Origin of the sequence: Streptomyces sp. BA2 (genome assembly GCF_009769735.1) — a bacterium.
Classification (GTDB): Bacteria; Actinomycetota; Actinomycetes; order Streptomycetales; family Streptomycetaceae; genus Streptomyces.
Window position 1 is genome coordinate 6,088,030 of sequence record NZ_WSRO01000002.1, and the last position, 17,128, is coordinate 6,105,157.

At 70.5% G+C, this 17,128-nt stretch carries 19 protein-coding genes; 11 read left to right on the forward strand and 8 right to left on the reverse strand.

The window, feature by feature from the left end; all coding sequences use genetic code 11:
- Positions 1-7 precede the first annotated feature (7 nt).
- Positions 8-763 carry a TIGR00730 family Rossman fold protein gene (locus tag E5671_RS30310; protein ID WP_160507065.1) on the forward strand — a complete coding sequence of 252 codons (756 nt, stop codon included), beginning with the start codon at positions 8-10 and terminating at the stop codon, positions 761-763.
- Between the two features lie 51 nt (positions 764-814).
- On the opposite strand, the gene folP is transcribed toward E5671_RS30310, so the two are convergent.
- A complete protein-coding gene (gene folP, locus E5671_RS30315; RefSeq protein ID WP_160507066.1) occupies positions 815-1,675 on the reverse strand; it encodes a dihydropteroate synthase in 861 nt (286 codons plus the stop codon).
- Positions 1,676-1,799: 124 nt separating this feature from the next.
- Between folP and E5671_RS30320 the strand changes: the two genes are divergently transcribed.
- Positions 1,800-2,204, forward strand: a complete 405-nt coding sequence (locus tag E5671_RS30320; protein WP_160507067.1) for a DivIVA domain-containing protein — start codon at positions 1,800-1,802, stop codon at positions 2,202-2,204.
- Positions 2,201-2,791, forward strand: a complete 591-nt coding sequence (locus E5671_RS30325) for a DNA-3-methyladenine glycosylase I (RefSeq protein ID WP_160507068.1) — start codon at positions 2,201-2,203, stop codon at positions 2,789-2,791. Before E5671_RS30320 ends, E5671_RS30325 begins: the two co-directional genes overlap by 4 nt.
- A 12-nt stretch (positions 2,792-2,803) precedes the next feature.
- On the opposite strand, the gene E5671_RS30330 is transcribed toward E5671_RS30325, so the two are convergent.
- Positions 2,804-3,604: an enoyl-CoA hydratase/isomerase family protein gene (locus tag E5671_RS30330; protein WP_160507069.1), complete on the reverse strand. Its 801-nt coding sequence runs from the start codon at positions 3,602-3,604 to the stop codon at positions 2,804-2,806.
- Between the two features lie 320 nt (positions 3,605-3,924).
- On the opposite strand from E5671_RS30330, the gene E5671_RS30335 reads away from it, so the two are divergent.
- Positions 3,925-4,092: a DUF3117 domain-containing protein gene (locus E5671_RS30335; RefSeq protein ID WP_003966491.1), complete on the forward strand. Its 168-nt coding sequence runs from the start codon at positions 3,925-3,927 to the stop codon at positions 4,090-4,092.
- 147 nt (positions 4,093-4,239) lie between these two features.
- Here the strand turns inward: E5671_RS30335 and E5671_RS30340 are convergent, their stop codons facing one another.
- On the reverse strand, positions 4,240-4,938 hold the full coding sequence (locus E5671_RS30340) for a class I SAM-dependent methyltransferase (protein ID WP_160510505.1): 699 nt from the start codon (positions 4,936-4,938) through the stop codon (positions 4,240-4,242).
- Between the two features lie 153 nt (positions 4,939-5,091).
- Between E5671_RS30340 and sigE the strand changes: the two genes are divergently transcribed.
- The 5 genes from sigE to E5671_RS30365 all read left to right on the forward strand — a co-directional run bounded on the left by sigE (position 5,092) and on the right by E5671_RS30365 (position 10,314).
- Positions 5,092-5,859: an RNA polymerase sigma factor SigE gene (gene sigE, locus E5671_RS30345; RefSeq protein ID WP_160507070.1), complete on the forward strand. Its 768-nt coding sequence runs from the start codon at positions 5,092-5,094 to the stop codon at positions 5,857-5,859.
- The gene (locus tag E5671_RS30350) at positions 5,856-6,941 is read left to right on the forward strand and encodes a zf-HC2 domain-containing protein (RefSeq protein ID WP_160507071.1); all 1,086 of its coding nucleotides are present in this window, start codon (positions 5,856-5,858) and stop codon (positions 6,939-6,941) included. The genes sigE and E5671_RS30350 overlap by 4 nt, the downstream gene beginning before the upstream one ends.
- Before the next feature lie 126 nt (positions 6,942-7,067).
- Positions 7,068-8,888 carry a trypsin-like peptidase domain-containing protein gene (locus E5671_RS30355; protein WP_160507072.1) on the forward strand — a complete coding sequence of 607 codons (1,821 nt, stop codon included), beginning with the start codon at positions 7,068-7,070 and terminating at the stop codon, positions 8,886-8,888.
- A gap of 82 nt (positions 8,889-8,970) precedes the next feature.
- Entirely contained in the window at positions 8,971-9,453 is a 483-nt protein-coding gene (locus E5671_RS30360) for a sec-independent translocase (protein ID WP_160507073.1), read from the forward strand.
- Between the two features lie 186 nt (positions 9,454-9,639).
- The gene (locus E5671_RS30365) at positions 9,640-10,314 is read left to right on the forward strand and encodes a hypothetical protein (protein ID WP_160507074.1); all 675 of its coding nucleotides are present in this window, start codon (positions 9,640-9,642) and stop codon (positions 10,312-10,314) included.
- Positions 10,315-10,401: 87 nt separating this feature from the next.
- On the opposite strand, the gene E5671_RS30370 is transcribed toward E5671_RS30365, so the two are convergent.
- Genes E5671_RS30370 through E5671_RS30380 form a run of 3 tightly spaced genes read right to left on the reverse strand, consistent with a single transcriptional unit; the run spans position 10,402 to position 13,419 of the window.
- The gene (locus E5671_RS30370; protein WP_160507075.1) at positions 10,402-11,535 is read right to left on the reverse strand and encodes an Mrp/NBP35 family ATP-binding protein; all 1,134 of its coding nucleotides are present in this window, start codon (positions 11,533-11,535) and stop codon (positions 10,402-10,404) included.
- Positions 11,536-11,579: 44 nt separating this feature from the next.
- On the reverse strand, positions 11,580-12,155 hold the full coding sequence (locus tag E5671_RS30375) for a DUF1003 domain-containing protein (RefSeq protein ID WP_160507076.1): 576 nt from the start codon (positions 12,153-12,155) through the stop codon (positions 11,580-11,582).
- Positions 12,142-13,419, reverse strand: a complete 1,278-nt coding sequence (locus E5671_RS30380; RefSeq protein WP_160507077.1) for a magnesium transporter MgtE N-terminal domain-containing protein — start codon at positions 13,417-13,419, stop codon at positions 12,142-12,144. The genes E5671_RS30375 and E5671_RS30380 overlap by 14 nt, the downstream gene beginning before the upstream one ends.
- A 250-nt stretch (positions 13,420-13,669) precedes the next feature.
- Between E5671_RS30380 and E5671_RS30385 the strand changes: the two genes are divergently transcribed.
- Entirely contained in the window at positions 13,670-14,389 is a 720-nt protein-coding gene (locus E5671_RS30385) for a hypothetical protein (protein WP_160510506.1), read from the forward strand.
- 6 nt (positions 14,390-14,395) lie between these two features.
- Here E5671_RS30385 and E5671_RS30390 read toward each other — a convergent pair whose 3' ends face one another.
- Entirely contained in the window at positions 14,396-14,911 is a 516-nt protein-coding gene (locus E5671_RS30390) for a hypothetical protein (RefSeq protein WP_160507078.1), read from the reverse strand.
- Between the two features lie 34 nt (positions 14,912-14,945).
- Entirely contained in the window at positions 14,946-16,067 is a 1,122-nt protein-coding gene (locus E5671_RS30395; protein WP_160507079.1) for a magnesium and cobalt transport protein CorA, read from the reverse strand.
- 471 nt (positions 16,068-16,538) lie between these two features.
- Between E5671_RS30395 and E5671_RS30400 the strand changes: the two genes are divergently transcribed.
- Positions 16,539-17,123 (forward strand): suppressor of fused domain protein, encoded by a 585-nt coding sequence (locus E5671_RS30400; protein WP_160507080.1) that lies wholly within the window; start codon positions 16,539-16,541, stop codon positions 17,121-17,123.
- The last annotated feature ends 5 nt before the right edge of the window (positions 17,124-17,128 follow it).

Genomic DNA, 17,128 nt, shown 5'->3' on the forward strand with positions numbered 1-17,128 from the left:
GACGTTCATGGGTAGTCCAGAAGGACAGGACCCGCCGGAGGAGCAGCACCTGGGGCCCGTGGTGCGGCGGCGTGAGCAGATCACCCCCGGCACGACGGACCAGCGGCTCCTCGACACCGGCGCCGAGGGCGAGTCGGAGTGGGTGCACACCGACCCCTGGCGGGTCATGCGCATCCAGTCGGAGTTCGTGGAAGGCTTCGGCGCGCTCGCCGAACTCCCCAGCGCCATCAGCGTCTTCGGCTCGGCCCGCACGCCGCCGGGCTCGCCCGAGTACGAGGCGGGCGTCCGCATCGGCAAGGCCCTGGTCGACGCGGGCTTCGCCGTGATCACCGGGGGCGGCCCCGGCGCCATGGAGGCGGCCAACAGGGGCGCGCGCGAGGCCAGGGGAGTCTCCGTGGGCCTCGGCATCGAGCTGCCCTTCGAGCAGGGCCTGAACGAGCACGTCGACATCGGCGTGAACTTCCGCTACTTCTTCGTACGGAAGACCATGTTCGTGAAGTACGCGCAGGGCTTCGTGGTCCTGCCCGGCGGCCTCGGCACCCTGGACGAGCTCTTCGAGGCCCTCACCCTCGTCCAGACCCGCAAGGTGACCCGCTTCCCGATCGTCCTCTTCGGCTCGGCGTACTGGGGCGGACTCGTCGACTGGCTGCGCGACACGGTGGTGGCCGGCGGGAAGGCGTCGGAGCACGATCTGCACCTCTTCCACATCACGGACGACGTGGACGAGGCGGTCACCCTGGTGACCAAGGAAGTCGGCCGCTAGGCCCTGGCCGGGCGGGCTTCCGGTCCGCCCGCCCGGTGGTCGTTCCCGCTCCTACGCCAGCCCCCGCCGAGCCACGGCCGGGGCCCGGTGGCCTGCGATGGTGGCGACCATGTCGAGGACCTGCCGGGTCTCCGCGACCTCGTGCACCCGGTACACCTGCGCGCCCAGCCACGCCGAGACCGCGGTCGTGGCCAGCGTCCCCACCACGCGCTCCTTGACCGGCTTGTCGAGCGTCTCGCCGACGAAGTCCTTGTTGGACAGGGACACAAGCACGGGCCAGCCGGTCTCCACCATCTCCCCGAGCCGCCGCGTCGCCTCCAGCGAATGCCGCGTGTTCTTCCCGAAGTCGTGCCCCGGATCGATCATCACGGACTCACGCGGCACCCCGAGCGCGACCGCGCGCTCGGCCAGGCCGAGGGTGACCGAGAGGATGTCCGCCATGACGTCCTCGTACGTCAGCCGATGGGGGCGGGTCCGCGGCTCGGCGCCACCGGCGTGCGTGCACACCAGGCCCGCGCCGTAGCGCGCCGCCACCTCCGCGAGCCGGGGATCGACCCCGCCCCACGCGTCGTTCAGGAGGTCGGCGCCGGCCTCGCAGACCGCCTCGCCGACCTCGTGCCTCCACGTGTCAACGCTGATGACGACATCGGGGAACCGCTTGCGCACATCGGCGACGAAACCGACCGTCCGCCGCGCCTCCTCCTCGGCCGTCACCTCATCGCCCGGACCGGCCTTGACCCCACCGATGTCGATGATGGCAGCGCCCTCCGACACCGCCTGCTCCACGCGTGCGAGCGCGGGCTCGTCGCGGAACGTGGCGCCCTGGTCGTAGAAGGAGTCAGGGGTCCGGTTCACGATCGCCATGATCACCGGCTCGTGCGCGTCGAATTCACGCCTGCCAAGCCTGAGCATCCCCTGTGAGCCTCCTTCGTCGGTGCCGTGGTCCGGCCGCCTGCGACCTTAACTGTCACAGGCGCATGGCACGATCGGACTCTGACAGTTTCAGCACGGCAGTCGAGCGTGGGGGCCCGAAGAGATGGTCTTGTTCTTGTTCCTGGTCATCGCCCTCGTCGTGGTGGTCGGCGCGGTGACCTTGGCCGTGGTGGGCGGCGGGGAGCGCGCCGCGCTGCCCGACGTGGCGGCCGAGCGGTTCGTCGACCCGCTGCCGCCCGACCGTGCCCTGCGCCGCGCGGACGTCGAAGCACTGCGCTTCCCGCTGACTCTGCGGGGCTATCGCATGGCGGACGTGGACGACGCCCTCGGCCGCCTCGCCGCCGAACTGGCCGAGCGCGACGCCCACATCGCGGAGCTGGAGGCGGCACTCGCCGGCGCCCAGGCCACCGCGGTCGGCGGCCCCGGCCTCTTCAAGACGCACGCCCCGGCCACGCTCCAGGACGAGCCGGCCCCGAAGGACGCTGCGGAAGAGGAGGACGGCCGATGAGCGGCGACGCCGTGGCGGGCCCGGACGGCAGACTGCGCTGCCCCTGGGGCCTCTCGACCGAGGACTACGTGACGTACCACGACGAGGAGTGGGGCCGCCCGGTCCACGGGGACGACGCCCTGTACGAACGGCTCTGCCTGGAGGCCTTCCAGTCGGGCCTCTCCTGGATCACCATCCTGCGCCGCCGCGAGGGCTTCCGCGCCGCCTTCGCCGATTTCAAGATCGCCGAGGTCGCGCGGTTCACGGACACCGACCGGGAGCGCCTCCTCGCCGACCCCGGCATCATCCGCAACCGCGCCAAGGTGGATGCGACCCTCGCCAACGCGCGCGTGCTCGCCGACTGGTCCGAGGGAGAGCTCGACGAGCTCATCTGGTCGCACGCGCCGGACCCGGTCTCCCGCAAGGCGCCGACCGCGCTGGCCGACGTACCGGCGATCACGCCCGAGTCCACGGCCCTGTCCAAGGCCCTGAAGCAGCGCGGCATCCGATTCGTCGGCCCCACGACGGCATACGCCCTGATGCAGGCCTGCGGCCTGGTGAACGACCACCTGGAGGACTGCGTGATCCGCGTCCCCGTGGGCAGTTAGTCCCGCTGGGCCCTAGCGGCCGAGGTACTTGGGCTTCGCCTTGTCCAGGAACGCCTGGACGGCGATCGCGTGGTCCTCGGACGCGCCCGCCTTCGCCTGGAGCTCCTCCTCCTTGGCCAGGGACTCCTTCAGGGTGTGGCCCGCCGCGTAGGCGAGCGATTCCTTGAGGGCCCCGTAGGCGAGGGTCGGGCCCTCGGCCAGGGTGCGGGCCAGCTTCTGGGCCTCGACCGCCAACTCGGCCTCGGGGACGACCCTGTTGGCGATGCCCAGGTCGTACGCCTCCTGCGCGCTGATGTTGCGCGGGAACAGCAGCAGGTCGCTCGCGCGGCCGGGCCCGATCACGCGCTGCAGCGTCCAGGAGACGCCCGAGTCGGCGGTCAGCGCGACCCCGGCGAAGGAGGTGTTGAAGCGCGCGGTGTCCGCGACGATCCGGTAGTCGGCGGCGAGCGCGAAGCCGAGGCCCGCCCCGGCGGCGACGCCGTTGACCCCAGCGACGACCGGCTTGGCCATCCCGGTCAGCGCGCTCAGGATGGGGTTGTAGTGCTCGCGCACCGTGCTCATCGTCCGCCCGGTGCCCGCCTCGCGGTCCGCCATGAGGGAACCGACGTGTTCTTTCAGGTCCTGCCCCACACAGAAGGCGCGCCCGGTCGCGGTGAGCAGTACGGCACGGACCGCGGGGTCCGACTCGGCCGACTGCACCGCCTCTCGCAGAGCGACCTTGGCCTCGGTGTTCATCGCGTTCATCGCCTCGGGGCGGTTGAGCGTGATGGTCGCGAGCCCGTCGCTCACCTCGTAGAGCACGGTGTCGGCCATGGTGAATCCCCTCCAGTGGTCCTGCGCCGGTCATCTTTGTCCGAGCCCAGCATGACGGAGATCATCCGGCTCCGACATGAGGGGAGATATGTGACCTGCGTCAAAGAATTCCCGGCCGTGGAGGCGTAAGAGGCGGCGAAGTATCGCAGCCACATCGCCGAATTGAGTGGTTTTGCGGGCGCGCGTTGCGCAAGCGATGCAGACCGATGTTGGTCATCGGGTCCTGCCATGCGGGATAATGGCCTGGAAGCAATGTGTTCGATGCCGGTGACACCTGGGTTGTCGGCTGCGATGAGCTGGTTTCAGGAAGGGGAACGAGCATGGCGGCCATGAAGCCGCGGACGGGCGACGGCCCGCTCGAGGTGACCAAGGAGGGGCGGGGCATCGTCATGCGCGTTCCGCTCGAAGGCGGCGGACGACTTGTCGTCGAACTGACTCCGGACGAGGCCGATGCACTCGGCGACGCCCTGAAGAAGGTCGTCGGCTGACGCGGAAGCGCCCACACTTTTTCACTGCCCCGGCATCGTACAAACGAGCCGGGGCAGTGCTATGTCCGGGGTTCGAAGGGGCGCGGGGAACTGCGAGACAAGCCACGACGGGCCCGCAGGTGAATGCGCTCGCCCTCCGCAGGGTGGCTAGCGCTTTACGGCGCAGAGCAGGCCGTCGCCCACCGGGAGCAACGCCGGCATCAGGTCCTGGCTCTCGCGCACGGTCCGCAGGAGCTCGCGGATGCGCAGCACCTCGGCGGGCTGCGGACCGGAGTCCACCGTCCGGCCGTCGGAGAAGGCGCCCTCGAAGCAGACGAGCCCGCCCGGCCGAAGGAGGCGCAACGATTCAGCGAGGTAGTCCAGGTACTCCGTGCGGTCGCCGTCGCAGAACACGAGGTCGTATCCGCCGTCCGCGAGGCGGGGCAGTACGTCGAGTGCGCGGCCGGGGATGAACCGTGCGCGGTTGCCGGCGAAACCGGCGGCGCGGAAGGCCTCACGGGCGAACTGCTGGCGGTCGGGCTCGGGGTCGACGGTGGTCAGGACGCCGTCGGGGCGCATCCCGTGCAGCAGGTGGAGCCCGGACACGCCCGTGCCCGTCCCGATCTCGGCGACGGCCTTGGCGTCCGCCGTGGCGGCCAGCATGCGCAGCGCGGCGCCGGTACCGGGAGACACCGAGGGCAGCCCTGCCTCCTGGGCCCGGTCACGGGCCCAGCGCGTGGCCTCGTCCTCGGCGACAAAGGCGTCGGCGAACGCCCAGCTCGTCTGCCGGTTGCCGGTAATGGCCCTCTCCTGTCCCCGTGGATGCCTGGCCGTGACTGTATCCGTTGGGGGTGGGAACCCGCAGATGGGACCGGGCGTTTAGTAGGGGTAGGCGGACGCCGGGGGTAACGAATGGATCAAGACTGGCCGCGGGCCCTTCGACCAGGCAGGACAGCTGGCAGGAAGCCCGTACCAAATTCCAGTAAAAACGCTTATCCGGAGCTAACGGGCGAGGTGGTTATGGTAGGGGCTCCACTGGACACCACCAGAGCCGACAGGGGAGGTGCGGCTGCGTCCGCGAATCGGAGAGGAGCGCTGAAGCGCTTCCTCAGGTTGGTGGGTGAGCCGAAATCCGTGACCGACACCGCTGACCGATTCCACGCTGCCAGCTCCGCTCAGACCGCGACCTTTGCCGCTGATGCGGATTCGCAGGCGTGGACTCCGCCCACCTGGGAGGAGATCGTCAGCACGCACAGCGGACGGGTCTATCGCCTGGCGTATCGCCTGACCGGCAATCAGCACGACGCCGAGGACCTCACGCAAGAGGTCTTCGTCCGTGTCTTCCGGTCCCTGTCGACCTACACCCCCGGCACGTTCGAGGGCTGGCTGCACCGCATCACCACGAACCTCTTCCTGGACATGGTGCGCCGCAAGCAGCGCATCCGTTTCGACGCCCTCGGTGACGACGCGGCCGAGCGCCTCCCGAGCCGTGAGCCGTCGCCGCAGCAGGTCTTCAACGACACGCACTTCGACGCGGACGTGCAGCAGGCGCTCGACACCCTCGCTCCCGAGTTCCGCGCGGCAGTGGTCCTGTGCGACATCGAAGGTCTCTCGTACGAGGAGATCGCCGCGACCCTGGGCGTCAAGCTGGGCACGGTCCGCAGCCGTATCCACCGTGGCCGCTCGCAGCTGCGCAAGGCCCTTCAGCACCGGTCGCCCGAAGCCCGCGCCGAGCGTCGCTCGCTCGCAGGAGCCGTGGCGCTGGGAGGAGGGGGCGCGACCGCGTGAGTGGATCACGGTCGAATCCTGTTGAGCGGCATCTGGCCGAGCAGCATCTGGGGGACCGACTCGCCGCCCTGGTGGACGGTGAGTTGGGCCATGACGCGCGTGAGCGGGTTCTCGCTCATCTCGCGACCTGTCCGAAGTGCAAGACCGAGGCCGATGCGCAGCGGCGGCTCAAGAGTGTCTTCGCCGAGGTGGCGCCGCCGCCTCCCTCCGAGAGTTTCCTCGCCCGGCTCCAAGGCCTTCCCGGCGGTGGCAGTGAGCCTCCTTCCGGCCCAAGACCCCCTGGAAGCGGCGGCTTCGCCACCTCGGACAGCGAGTCAGGGCTGCCCCCGAGCGGAGTCTTCGGTGTGCGGCCCGAGACCTTCGGCTATGCCCCCGCGGGTGCGCATGCCGCGGTGCTGCCGAGTTCGGGGCGCGGTTTCCGCATCCATGACGTCGACCGCCGAGACGTGGGCCGTCACGAGGCCGAGCGGTCGCTGTGGCGCGGGCGGCGGTTCGCCTTCGCCGCCGCGGGCGCGGTGTCGCTGGCCGCGATAGCGCTGGGCGGTGTCACGACAGGCATCCCCGCCGACCCCGGTGACCCGCGCGCGGGCTCGGGCACCAGCAACAGCTCGGGCAGCACCAACAGCTCGGGCAGCACCAACAGTTCGGGCAGCGGCAACAGCAATGCGTCGCCGATGCGTTCGCCGGGCGCGGGGGCCGCCACCGCTCCCGATTCCGTCCGGCGCCGTGGCAGCGGACCGCTGTCGGTGCAGGGCCAGCGTCCCGGAGTCCTCGCGGCGCCGGTCGCGCCGACACAGGCCACCGGGCCTCTGCTGCCCGGAGTGCCCGCGCGCGGTCCTCATGTCCAGCAGCCCGATCCGGGGTCCGTCCAGCATCAGCTCGCGGCGCCGATGCTGACCGGCGCGGCGATCATGTCCCCGTTGATCCGGCCGGTCCCTCCCGCAGTCCCCGGCGGCACCGTGCCGACTCTGGGCGGGGTGGCTTCAAAGGGCGCGGCTTCGGGCGGCGGGGTGGACCCGGCGCGCACCTCGGCGTCCTCGCCCATCGAGGGCACACTGCAGGGCACTTCGCAGATCCGCTGACGTGCTCTGCGCTTCGGCGCGGGAACCTGGTTGAATCCTCGGTGGGCCGTGCCTGCCCGAGGCTTGTGGCGGGCGCGGAGTTGAGCACGTGATCGGCGTCCGCCGTAGGCCAGGTGTGGGGAGAGCATGGACGAGGGCAAGCCCACGAAGGCGAAGTGGTGGAGCCGCCCCAGGTCGGCGTCCGCGCCTGACGGAGCGGGGCCGGAGCGGGGCGGCCCCGACGAGGCGATAGGCACCACCGGGGACGTGTCGACAGGCACCACCGGCCGAGCGGAGGACACGTCCGGCGACTTCACCCTGGCCGCGGCGGCTCCGCCGGGGGCGGGACCTGAGCCGACTCCGCTCGGCGCGGCCCCCGAGCCCACCCCGCCCGGAGCGACGCCCGGCTCCGACGCCGCAGCCTCGGCTGCCGCGGCTCCTGTGCCGGGCGCCTCGGCTTCGGGCGGCGTGACTTCCGTTGCGGCCACCGAGCCTGGCGTCCCCGACCTGGGCGCCGCCGACCGCCCCCGACCCCTGCACGACCCCGATCCGTACAGCACCCCGCCCTATGGTGAGCCCGGCCCCTGGGCCCCCGCCCCGCCCGTACAGCACCCGGCGACAACCCCGGCCCACGGCACCCAGCTCCCGGCGGCGAACCACAGCGGAACCCCGCCCCACGGAACCCCGCCCCACGGCACCCCCCAGCCCCACACGGCCCCCCAGCCCCAGGCCCAGCCCCAGCCGCACCCCCACCACCCCCAACCCGCAGCCGTCGCCCCTCCCCGGCAGCCTTACGACCCCTGGAACGCGCCCCTTCAGCAGAGTGGTGCCGTTCCTGTCGATGAGGCCAAGCAGAAGAAGAGGGCCCGGCGGGTCATCCTGGTCGGGATCGCCGTCATCACGCTCGTGGCCGGTGGCATCGGCGGAGCCATCGGCGCCTATCTGGAGCGGAACGCCGGTGTCTCGGACATCGAGCTGCCGCAGGCGGACTCCCAGGACAAGGTGCGGGCCAAGGACAGCGTCGCCGGGATCGCGGCGAGCTCGCTGCCCGGCGTCGTGACCCTGCACGTCAGCGGCGACGAGGCGCAGGGCACCGGCACCGGCTTCGTACTGGACGGCAAGGGCCACATCCTCACCAACAACCACGTGGTCGAGCCCGCGGGGACGGGCGGCGAGATATCGGTGACGTTCAGCGGCGGCGAGACCGCCAAGGCGGAGGTCATCGGCCGCGACGCCGGGTACGACCTCGCCGTGGTCAAGGTCTCCGGCGTACGCGGACTGAAGCCGCTGCCCCTCGGCAACTCCGAGAACGTCCAGGTGGGTGACCCCGTCGTCGCCATCGGCGCCCCCTTCGACCTCGCCAACACCGTCACCTCCGGCATCATCAGCGCCAAGGAGCGCCCCATCACGGCCGGCGGGGAGAAGGGCGACGGCAGCGATGTCAGCTACGTCGACGCGCTCCAGACCGACGCACCCATCAACCCCGGCAACTCCGGCGGCCCGCTGGTCGACTCCGACGCCCGCGTCATCGGCATCAACAGCGCCATCCGCTCCGCCGACGACAGCTCGGCGCCCGGTGGCGGCCAGGCCGGTTCCATAGGGCTCGGCTTCGCCATCCCCATCAACCAGGGCAAGCGCGTCGCCGAAGAGCTGATCAACACCGGCAAGGCCACGCACCCTGTGATCGGTGTCACGCTCGACATGGAGTACACGGGCGACGGCGCCCGCGTCGGCGAGAAGGGCAAGGACGGCGGCCCCGCCGTGAACGCGGGCGGCCCCGGCGACCGCGCCGGAATCGAGCCGGGCGACGTCATCACCGAAGTGGACGGCCAGCGCATCCACTCCGGCGACGAGTTGATCGTCAAGATCCGTGCCCACCGGCCCAAGGACAGTCTCGAATTGACCGTCCAGCGAGCGGGAAAGGACCGGAAAGTGACGCTGGTACTCGGCGCCTCGGACGGCAGCTGATCCACGTCTGTCGCCCAGCGGCTACCGGACGGACAGGAACGCCGGGTACCGTGGACCCGGTCCGGATGGCAAGGAGCTCAAGGTGTTCTCAGACATTGGCCCGCTCGAGGTAGTGGCGCTGATCATCCTCGCCGTGCTCGTTTTCGGCCCGGACAAGCTGCCCAAGCTCATTCAGGACGCCTCGCGGACCATCCGTAAGATCCGTGAATTCTCGGACAGCGCCAAGGCGGATATACGCAGTGAACTCGGCCCGGAATTCAAGGACTTCGAGTTCGAGGACCTGAATCCGAAGACCTTCATCCGCAAGCAGCTCGACAACGACGAGCTCGGTCTGAAGGAAATCCGGAACGGCTTCGACCTGAAGAAGGAGATGGCCGAGGTCACGGACGCCGTGAACGGGCGGGAGAGTGAATCCTCCGACGGCGCGACCGGCACGGACAGCGCGTCCGGCGCGAGCGGCAGCCGTATCGACATGGCCAAGAAGGACGCCGGCGTCGACATGGACAAGAAGCCCGAGAAGGCCGCGCCCGCCGCCCCTCCGCCGTTCGACGCGGACGCCACCTGACCTCCTGCGCGTCACCCGCGGTACGCCCCTGAGCACGTCCCCCGGCACGCCCCGTGAGACACCCGTCGGCCTACCGGTGTCCCAGGTTCCGGAACGGGTGTGGCTATCCTGCCTTGTTGTCCGGCTGAGGACGCCCGAGGGGGGCGGGCCCTGCGGACCGATGAGAACGAGGAGGCGGCCGGGTACATGGAGACGACAAGTCGCGTAGGCGCACAGGCGCCGGCCGCGGACGGCACCGCACAAGCGATGCCCTCCGCCCGGCGTACGGTCGACAGCTATCTGCTGGCGCCCTTCCCCTGGTACGGCCTCGACGAGGCCTTCACGGGACAGCGCTGGCTGATGCAGGTCGGCACCGCCGCGGACGGCGCGGTGGAGCACGGCTCCATCGGGCACGGCGATGAGCCGTCGGTACGGAGTGACGGACCCTTCGGGAACAGCGACAAGGAGCGCTTCGCGGTCGTGGTGACCGTCGCGGCCAACCCGGTGCGTCGCAGCCCGGACGGCACGGGCCTGCTGGAAGCGACGTCGGTGTCGTCCGCGGCCTGGCTCGCCGGAGTGGGGCTGCTGTCCTTCACCTGGCCCAGCCAGATGGACCACAGCCTGCGCGACGACTGGCTCGACCAGCAGACCGAGACGGCCTGGGTCCTCGCGGACGATCTCCAGGGCGAGGACTGGTCGACGCTCTCGCTCCCGGTGGACGGGGTGCCGACCTCGTTCCACTACCGCGAGTCCGAGTTCGGCTGGGTGCTCGCCGGGTCCACCAAGGAGGGCGTCCACCTGGGCGCCTACGGGCGCGGCATGAGCGCGTACGGCCTGGGCTTCTCGGTGGTCAAGGACATCCACGAGTACGCGGCCGACTAGCCGGGCCGCCGCGCACATACGCCGATGGGGGCGCCGCTCATGACGAGCGGCGCCCCCATCGGCGTACGGAAGGAGCCTTGAAAGGCCTCAGAACTTGTTGCGCGGGGTGATTCCGAGGGTCATGCCCGCGAGGCCGCGCTGGCGGCCGCCCAGCTTGCCCGCGATCGTGCGCAGTGCGGAGCCCGCGGGGGAGTCCGGGTCCGTCAGGACGACCGGCTTGCCCTCGTCGCCGCCCTCGCGCAGGCGGACGTCGATCGGGATGGAGCCGAGGACCGGGACGTTCGTGCCCGTGGTCTTCGTGAGGCCCTCGGCGACGCGCTGGCCGCCGCCCGTGCCGAAGACGTCGACCATCTCGCCGCAGTGCGGGCAGGGAAGGCCCGCCATGTTCTCGACGACGCCGACGATCTTCTGGTGGGTCTGCACCGCGATGGAGCCGGCGCGCTCGGCGACCTCGGCCGCCGCCTGCTGGGGCGTCGTCACGACCAGGATCTCCGCGTTCGGGACCAGCTGGGCGACGGAGATCGCGATGTCGCCGGTGCCCGGGGGCAGGTCGAGCAGGAGGACGTCCAGGTCGCCCCAGAAGACGTCGGCGAGGAACTGCTGGAGGGCGCGGTGGAGCATCGGGCCGCGCCACACGACCGGGGCGTTGCCCGGCGTGAACATGCCGATCGAGATGACCTTCACGCCGTGCGCGGACGGCGGCATGATCATGTCCTCGACCTGGGTGGGCTTTCCGTCCGCACCCAGCATCCGGGGCACGGAGTGGCCGTAGATGTCGGCGTCCACGACGCCGACCTTCAGGCCGTCCGCCGCCATCGCGGCCGCGAGGTTCACCGTCACCGAGGACTTGCCGACGCCGCCCTTGCCGGACGCGACGGCGTAGACACGGGTCAGGGAGCCGGGCTTGGCGAAGGGGACCTCGCGCTCGGCGGTGCCGCCGCGCAGCGCGCTCGCCAGCTCCTTGCGCTGCTCGTCGCTCATCACGTCGAGGGTGACGTCGACGTGCGTGACGCCCTCGACGGCGGCGACCGCGGCGGTCACGTTCTTCGTGATGGTCTCGCGCATCGGGCACCCGGAGACCGTGAGGTACACGGTGACCGCTACCACCCCATCAGGGGAGATATCTACCGATTTGACCATCCCCAACTCGGTGATGGGTCGGTGGATCTCGGGGTCGTTCACCGTCGCCAGTGCTTCACGCACCGCGTCTTCCGTAGCCATACGTCCGATAGTACGGCGCGGTAACCGTCCCCCGGAAAGAGCCGTCAACGGTCGCCTACATCACGCCCGCCGCTCTCCTCCGCCGGGAATACGACGCGGTTCCCCCTGCGCTGCTCCTCCAGCTCCCTGACCAGGTCCTGGAGTTCGGAACGGATCCAGTCGCGGGTGGCCACCTCGCCCAGGCCCATGCGCAGCGAGGCGATCTCGCGGCTCAGATACTCGGTGTCCGCGATGGAGCGCTCGTTCTGTTTGCGGTCCTGTTCGAGGTTGACCCGGTCCCGGTCGTCCTGCCGGTTCTGAGCGAGCAGGATCAGGGGAGCCGCGTAGGACGCCTGGAGGGAGAGCGCGAGGGTCAGGAACAGGAAGGGGAACGGGTCGAAGCGCAGGATCTCGGGCGCCCAGACGTTCCAGCCCACCCAGACGATGATGGTGACCGTCATCCAGACGATGAAGCGCCCCGTGCCCAGGAACCGCGCGATCCGTTCCGAAAGGCGCCCGAAGGCCTCGGGGTCGTACTCCGGCAGGAACTTGCGGCGCGGCGGCCGCGGCTGGTCGAGCCGGAAGCGCGGGGCGGTCCGCGGCTCGACGCGGGTGTCCCGCTCCCGGTCAGCCGGCGGCATGGCGCGCTTCCTCTTCCTGGTGGAACTCGGTCTCGCGCCAGTCGTCCGGCAGCATGTGGTCGAGCACGTCGTCGACGGTGACCGCACCGAGCAGCGAGCCGCCCTCGTCGACGACGGGCGCCGCCACCATGTCGTACGTGGCGAAGAACCCGGCGACCTGCGGCAGCACGGTCTGCGGCAGGAGCGTCTGCAGATCGTCGTCGAGGATCGAGCTGACCAGCGTGTACGGCGGATCGCGCAGGAGCCGCTGGAAGTGCACGGTGCCCAGGTACTTGCCCGTCGGCGTCTCGTCCGGCGGGCGGCACACGTAGACCTGCGCGGCGAGCGCGGGGGACAGGTCCTGCTGGCGCACCCGCGCGAGGGCGTCCGCGACCGTGGCGTCCGGCCTGAGCACGATCGGCTCGGTCGTCATCAGACCGCCGGCGGTGCGCTCCTCGTACGCCATCAGGCGCCGCACGTCGGCCGCGTCGTCCGGCTGCATCAGCGTCAGCAGCCGCTCCTTGTCGTCCTCGGGCAGTTCGGCGAGCAGGTCGGCGGCGTCGTCCGGGTCCATCGCCTCCAGGACGTCGGCGGCGCGCTCCTCCTTGAGCTTGCCGAGGATCTCGATCTGGTCGTCCTCGGGGAGCTCTTCGAGGACGTCGGCGAGCCGGTCGTCGTCGAGGGCGGTGGCGACCTCCGCCCGCCGTTTCGGCGTCAGGTGGTGCAGGACGTTGGCGAGGTCGGCGGGGCGCAGCTGTTCGAAGGTGGCGAGCAGGCTCTCGGCGCCCTGGCCGTGCTCCTCCAGGGAGAAGCCGTCGACGGCCGACCACTCGACGGTGAGCGTCTCCCCCTTGCGCCGGAAGGTGCCTCCCTTCCCCTTGCGTACGAAGACCCGGTCGATCTCCCAGTCGCGGCGGGCCGGCAGCTGCTGCACCGACACGTCGAGGACGGTCACCTCCTCGTCCGACTCGACGAGCCTGACCCGCCGGTCGAGCATCTCGCCGAGCACGAGCCGCTCGGTGGGCCGCTGCTCGAAGCGCCGCACGTTCAGTACGCCGGTCGTGATGACCTGGCCCGACTCGATGCCCGTCACCCGGGTCATCGGCAGGAAGATGCGGCGCCGCGTGGACAGCTCCACGACCAGGCCGAGGAGGCGGGGCGGTCTGCGCTGCACACGGAGCATCGCCACCAGGTCGCGCACCCGGCCCACCTGGTCGCCGTTCGGGTCGAAGACGGCGGTACCGGCCAGATGGGAGACGAAGACCCGGGAGGCGCTTGCCGCCATTGCACGCGCCTCCTCTGCTCGCGGTCCTTTTTGTGGCGTTCTGTCGAGCAATGCGGGCTTCAGGCTAGCCCGTCCCGGTCGGATACGCCCCGGCGGAGCCTCCGGCAGGACTGACGACGATCCAACTGGTCAGCACGGGTACGCTGCCGTACTGCCGTAGCCGTAGCCGTCGTCCCCACGAGAGGCAGCGCCCCCTGTGTCATCGATTCCCCCGGTCCGCCGTACCCGCAAGACGGCACTCGTGAGCGTGATGTGCGCGGGTCTAGTCCTGGGGGTCACAGGTCTGACCGGGTGCAGCAGCGAGGTGGACCCTGACGCGGGCACGAACGGCATCGGCAAACTCTCCGCCGCGAAGATCCAGAAGAAGTCCCGCGCGGCCGCCGACGCGGCACCCGCGGTGCGGCTCTCGGGCACGGTGGTCAGCAAGGGCCACACGTACAAGCTCGACATGCGCCTGAAGGACGAGGGCGGCACCGGCTCGGTCACATCGAAGGGTGAGACCTTCCAGCTGCTGCGCGTGGGCAAGCAGCTCTTCCTGATGGCCGACTCCGCCTTCTGGACCCACGAGGACGCCAAGGGCGGCCAGAAGCCCGGCAAGGCGGATGGCGACGCGGCGGCCAAGCTCGACGGCAAGTACGTGAAGGTCCCCGAGGAAGACGCGTCCTACCAGCAGCTGAGCGGCTTCACCGACAAGGACGTCCTCCTGGAGGGCATGCTCACCCTGCACGGCAAACTCGCCACCGGCGCCCGCGGCACCACGGAGGGCAACCCCAGCATCGAGATCACCGGCGACAAGGGCGCGGGCGGCACCCTGGACGTCTCCCTCAAGGGCAAGCCCTACCCGCTGCGCCTGGAGCGCGCGGGCGACGCGGGCACGCTCCGGCTCAGCGACTGGGGCAGGGACTTCCCCCTCAGCGAGCCGGAGAAGGACGAGATGGTGGACTACGGCGAGCAGCTGCCCGACTCGTAGGAAGGCTTAGGGGCGCGGCTTCTTCTTCCGCTTGAACAGCAGCCGGGGCAGCGCCTCGGGCACCGGCTGCCGGGTGGTCGCCGAGGTCGGCAGGGGCGGGGCCGCGAGGGAGCCGTCGGGCAGGTCGGTGATCGTGTCCCGCGGGGTGAGCGTGACGACCCGGCACTCGTCCGCCCAGCGCTGCGGCATCCGCTCGCCGTCGGGTGCGTTCAGGCGCTTGCCCTTGAGCTCGGCGACGGCCGCCTCCCACGCCTCGGAGCGCGGCGCCAGCTCGGTCACGAGCGCCGTCCAGGCGAGGAGACGACCGCCCTTGTCCTTGCTGCGTACGGTCACTTCGGCGGTGCCGCCGTCGACGAGACCCGGCAGCGGCTGCTCGCCGGGGCCGTCGCCGACGAGGTGCGCCGCACCCTCGTGCCACACGTGCCACAGGGCACGGGCAGGTCCTTCGCCGCGTACCCAGATGAGGCCCGACTTCTTGGTGGCCTCCTCGACGAGGGCCTGGGCGAGCAGCGTTTCTGTCATGCGCGCAGCCTACCGAGTGGGGTGCTCAGGGGTTCTAGAGCCAGCCGTTGCGCTTCAGGGTGCGGTGGATGGCGTAGCAGACGCCGCCGATGAGGCCGAGCACCATCGGGTAGCCGAACCGCCAGTGCAGCTCGGGCATGTAGTCGAAGTTCATGCCGTAGACCCCGCAGACCGCCGTCGGCACGGCGATGATCGCCGCCCAGGAGGTGATCTTGCGCATGTCCTCGTTCTGCGCGACCGCGGCCTGCGCGAGGTTGGCCTGGAGGATCGAGTTGAGCAGTTCGTCGAAGCCGACGACCTGCTCCTGGACGCGGGCCAGGTGGTCGGCGACGTCACGGAAGTACTTCTGGATGTCCGGGTCGACGAGCCGCATCGGCCGCTCGCTCAGCAGCAGCATGGGCCGGAGCAGCGGCGACACGGCCCGCTTGAACTCCAGGACCTCCCGCTTGAGCTGGTAGATGCGCCCGGCGTCGACACCGCGCGCGGAGCCCTTGCCCTTGCTCGGGGCGGAGAAGACCTCGGTCTCCACCTCGTCGATGTCGTCCTGCATCGCGTCGGCGACCGCGAGATAGCCGTCGACGACGTGGTCGGCGATCGTGTGCAGGACGGCCGACGGACCCTTGGCGAGGAGCTCGGGCTCCTCCTGGAGCCGGCGCCGCAGGGCGCGCAGCGAGCCGTGGCCGCCGTGCCGCACGGTGATGAAGAAGTCCCGCCCGGTGAAGCACATCACCTCGCCGGTCTCCACGATCTCGCTGGTGGCGGTGAGTTCGGCGTGCTCGACGTAGTGGATGGTCTTGAAGACGGTGAAGAGCGTGTCGTCGTAGCGCTCCAGCTTGGGCCGCTGGTGCGCGTGCACCGCGTCCTCGACGGCGAGGGGGTGCAGCCCGAACTCGGCGGCGATACCGGCGAATTCCTCCTCGGTCGGCTCGTGCAGACCGATCCAGGCGAAGCCGCCGTCGCGACGCACCTGGAGCATCGCCTCGTGCGGCGTGAGCGTGTCGTCGCAGGCCGCGCGGCGGCCGTCGCGGTAGACGGCGCAGTCGACGACGGCGGAGGCGGCGGTGGGGTCGCGCGTGGTGTCGTACGAGCTGTAGGCGCTGCCGTCCTTGCGGAGCGAGGGGCGGACGGCGGCGCGAAGGTCACGGATCATCGACATGGGCACGCTCCTTTGACGGAGGCCGCCGGCGACGGTTGGAACTACCCGGAATGGGGACGTCCTGCTGAGGGTGTTTGGCACGTCCACAAAGCGGGGAGCACCGCACCATCGCGGTGGCAGCTTCGCTACTGACTCAGATCAGAGAACTCAGAGAGATCAGGTGGAAACGAAGTGCTCTTCCGTCGCACGCGAGCACGGGGAGTACAGGCGCACAGTGGCAGCTACAGGGCTGCGTGAGGTGTCAGACGGAAGAACGGGTGGTACTGCACGGTCGACTTCGATCCATGGCAGCCCCACCTCCTCCGGCCGGTCCCCCGTAGGGGAAGTCCCAAGCGCGTAGCGCGCGAAGTCATCTGCCCGGGCTTGAAAGCGCGCTCTGCGTGCTGCCCGGAACCAGCGGCCAACACTATCAGCCGACTGAAGAGTCAAGCCCCGCCTTTACCCACCCCTGACGAGTTCTATGCTCGCGTCATGGCTGATGTTCTTGCTCTGGTCGAAGCCCGTCTCCGCACTGGCCTCGGTGAACCGGACGCCCGCGCCGCGGTGACCTTCCTCGGCACCGACCGCGTCGAAGTGCTGCGTTTCACGGACGGGGACGTGGTCAGATACGCCACCCTCGGCATGTCCGCCCAGCCGATGGCCGACCCCACCGCTCCGCTGGCCGACCCGGTGAAGGGCCCGCGCGCGGAGCTGATCCTCTCGGTGCGGGGCGGCGTCGCCGACACGGACAAGGTGCTGCGCCCGCTCGCCGTACTGGCCGCGTCGCCGCAGGTCGAGGGTCTGATCGTGGCCCCCGGCGCCTCGCTCGACGTGGGTGAACCGCTGTGGCCCGGCGCGCAGTTCACGTCGGTTCTTGTCGCGGAGCCGGGCGGGTTGGTGGAGGACCTGGAGCTCGACGAGCCGATGGAGTCCGTACGGTTCCTGCCGCTGCTGCCCATGACGCCGAACGAGGGCGCGTGGAAGCGGGTGCACGGCGCGCAGGCCCTCCAGGAGCGCTGGCTGAACAGCGGAACGGATCTGCGCGATCCGCTGCGCAAGTCCGTGTCCCTGGATTGAGTTCC

What these genes read in the sequence shown, in the direction of transcription:
- E5671_RS30375 (WP_160507076.1), bottom strand. Translation starts at nt 12,155, where the DNA reads ATGCCGCCGGCTGACCGGGAGCGGGACACCCGCGTCGAGCCGCGGACC.
- E5671_RS30370 (WP_160507075.1), bottom strand. Translation starts at nt 11,535, where the DNA reads ATGGCTACGGAAGACGCGGTGCGTGAAGCACTGGCGACGGTGAACGAC.
- E5671_RS30380 (WP_160507077.1), bottom strand. Translation starts at nt 13,419, where the DNA reads ATGGCGGCAAGCGCCTCCCGGGTCTTCGTCTCCCATCTGGCCGGTACC.
- sigE (WP_160507070.1), top strand. Translation starts at nt 5,092, where the DNA reads ATGGTAGGGGCTCCACTGGACACCACCAGAGCCGACAGGGGAGGTGCG.
- E5671_RS30355 (WP_160507072.1), top strand. Translation starts at nt 7,068, where the DNA reads ATGGACGAGGGCAAGCCCACGAAGGCGAAGTGGTGGAGCCGCCCCAGG.
- E5671_RS30390 (WP_160507078.1), bottom strand. Translation starts at nt 14,911, where the DNA reads ATGACAGAAACGCTGCTCGCCCAGGCCCTCGTCGAGGAGGCCACCAAG.
- E5671_RS30365 (WP_160507074.1), top strand. Translation starts at nt 9,640, where the DNA reads ATGGAGACGACAAGTCGCGTAGGCGCACAGGCGCCGGCCGCGGACGGC.
- E5671_RS30310 (WP_160507065.1), top strand. Translation starts at nt 8, where the DNA reads ATGGGTAGTCCAGAAGGACAGGACCCGCCGGAGGAGCAGCACCTGGGG.
- folP (WP_160507066.1), bottom strand. Translation starts at nt 1,675, where the DNA reads ATGCTCAGGCTTGGCAGGCGTGAATTCGACGCGCACGAGCCGGTGATC.
- E5671_RS30325 (WP_160507068.1), top strand. Translation starts at nt 2,201, where the DNA reads ATGAGCGGCGACGCCGTGGCGGGCCCGGACGGCAGACTGCGCTGCCCC.
- E5671_RS30335 (WP_003966491.1), top strand. Translation starts at nt 3,925, where the DNA reads ATGGCGGCCATGAAGCCGCGGACGGGCGACGGCCCGCTCGAGGTGACC.
- E5671_RS30320 (WP_160507067.1), top strand. Translation starts at nt 1,800, where the DNA reads ATGGTCTTGTTCTTGTTCCTGGTCATCGCCCTCGTCGTGGTGGTCGGC.
- E5671_RS30330 (WP_160507069.1), bottom strand. Translation starts at nt 3,604, where the DNA reads ATGGCCGACACCGTGCTCTACGAGGTGAGCGACGGGCTCGCGACCATC.
- E5671_RS30400 (WP_160507080.1), top strand. Translation starts at nt 16,539, where the DNA reads ATGGCTGATGTTCTTGCTCTGGTCGAAGCCCGTCTCCGCACTGGCCTC.
- E5671_RS30395 (WP_160507079.1), bottom strand. Translation starts at nt 16,067, where the DNA reads ATGTCGATGATCCGTGACCTTCGCGCCGCCGTCCGCCCCTCGCTCCGC.
- E5671_RS30385 (WP_160510506.1), top strand. Translation starts at nt 13,670, where the DNA reads ATGTGCGCGGGTCTAGTCCTGGGGGTCACAGGTCTGACCGGGTGCAGC.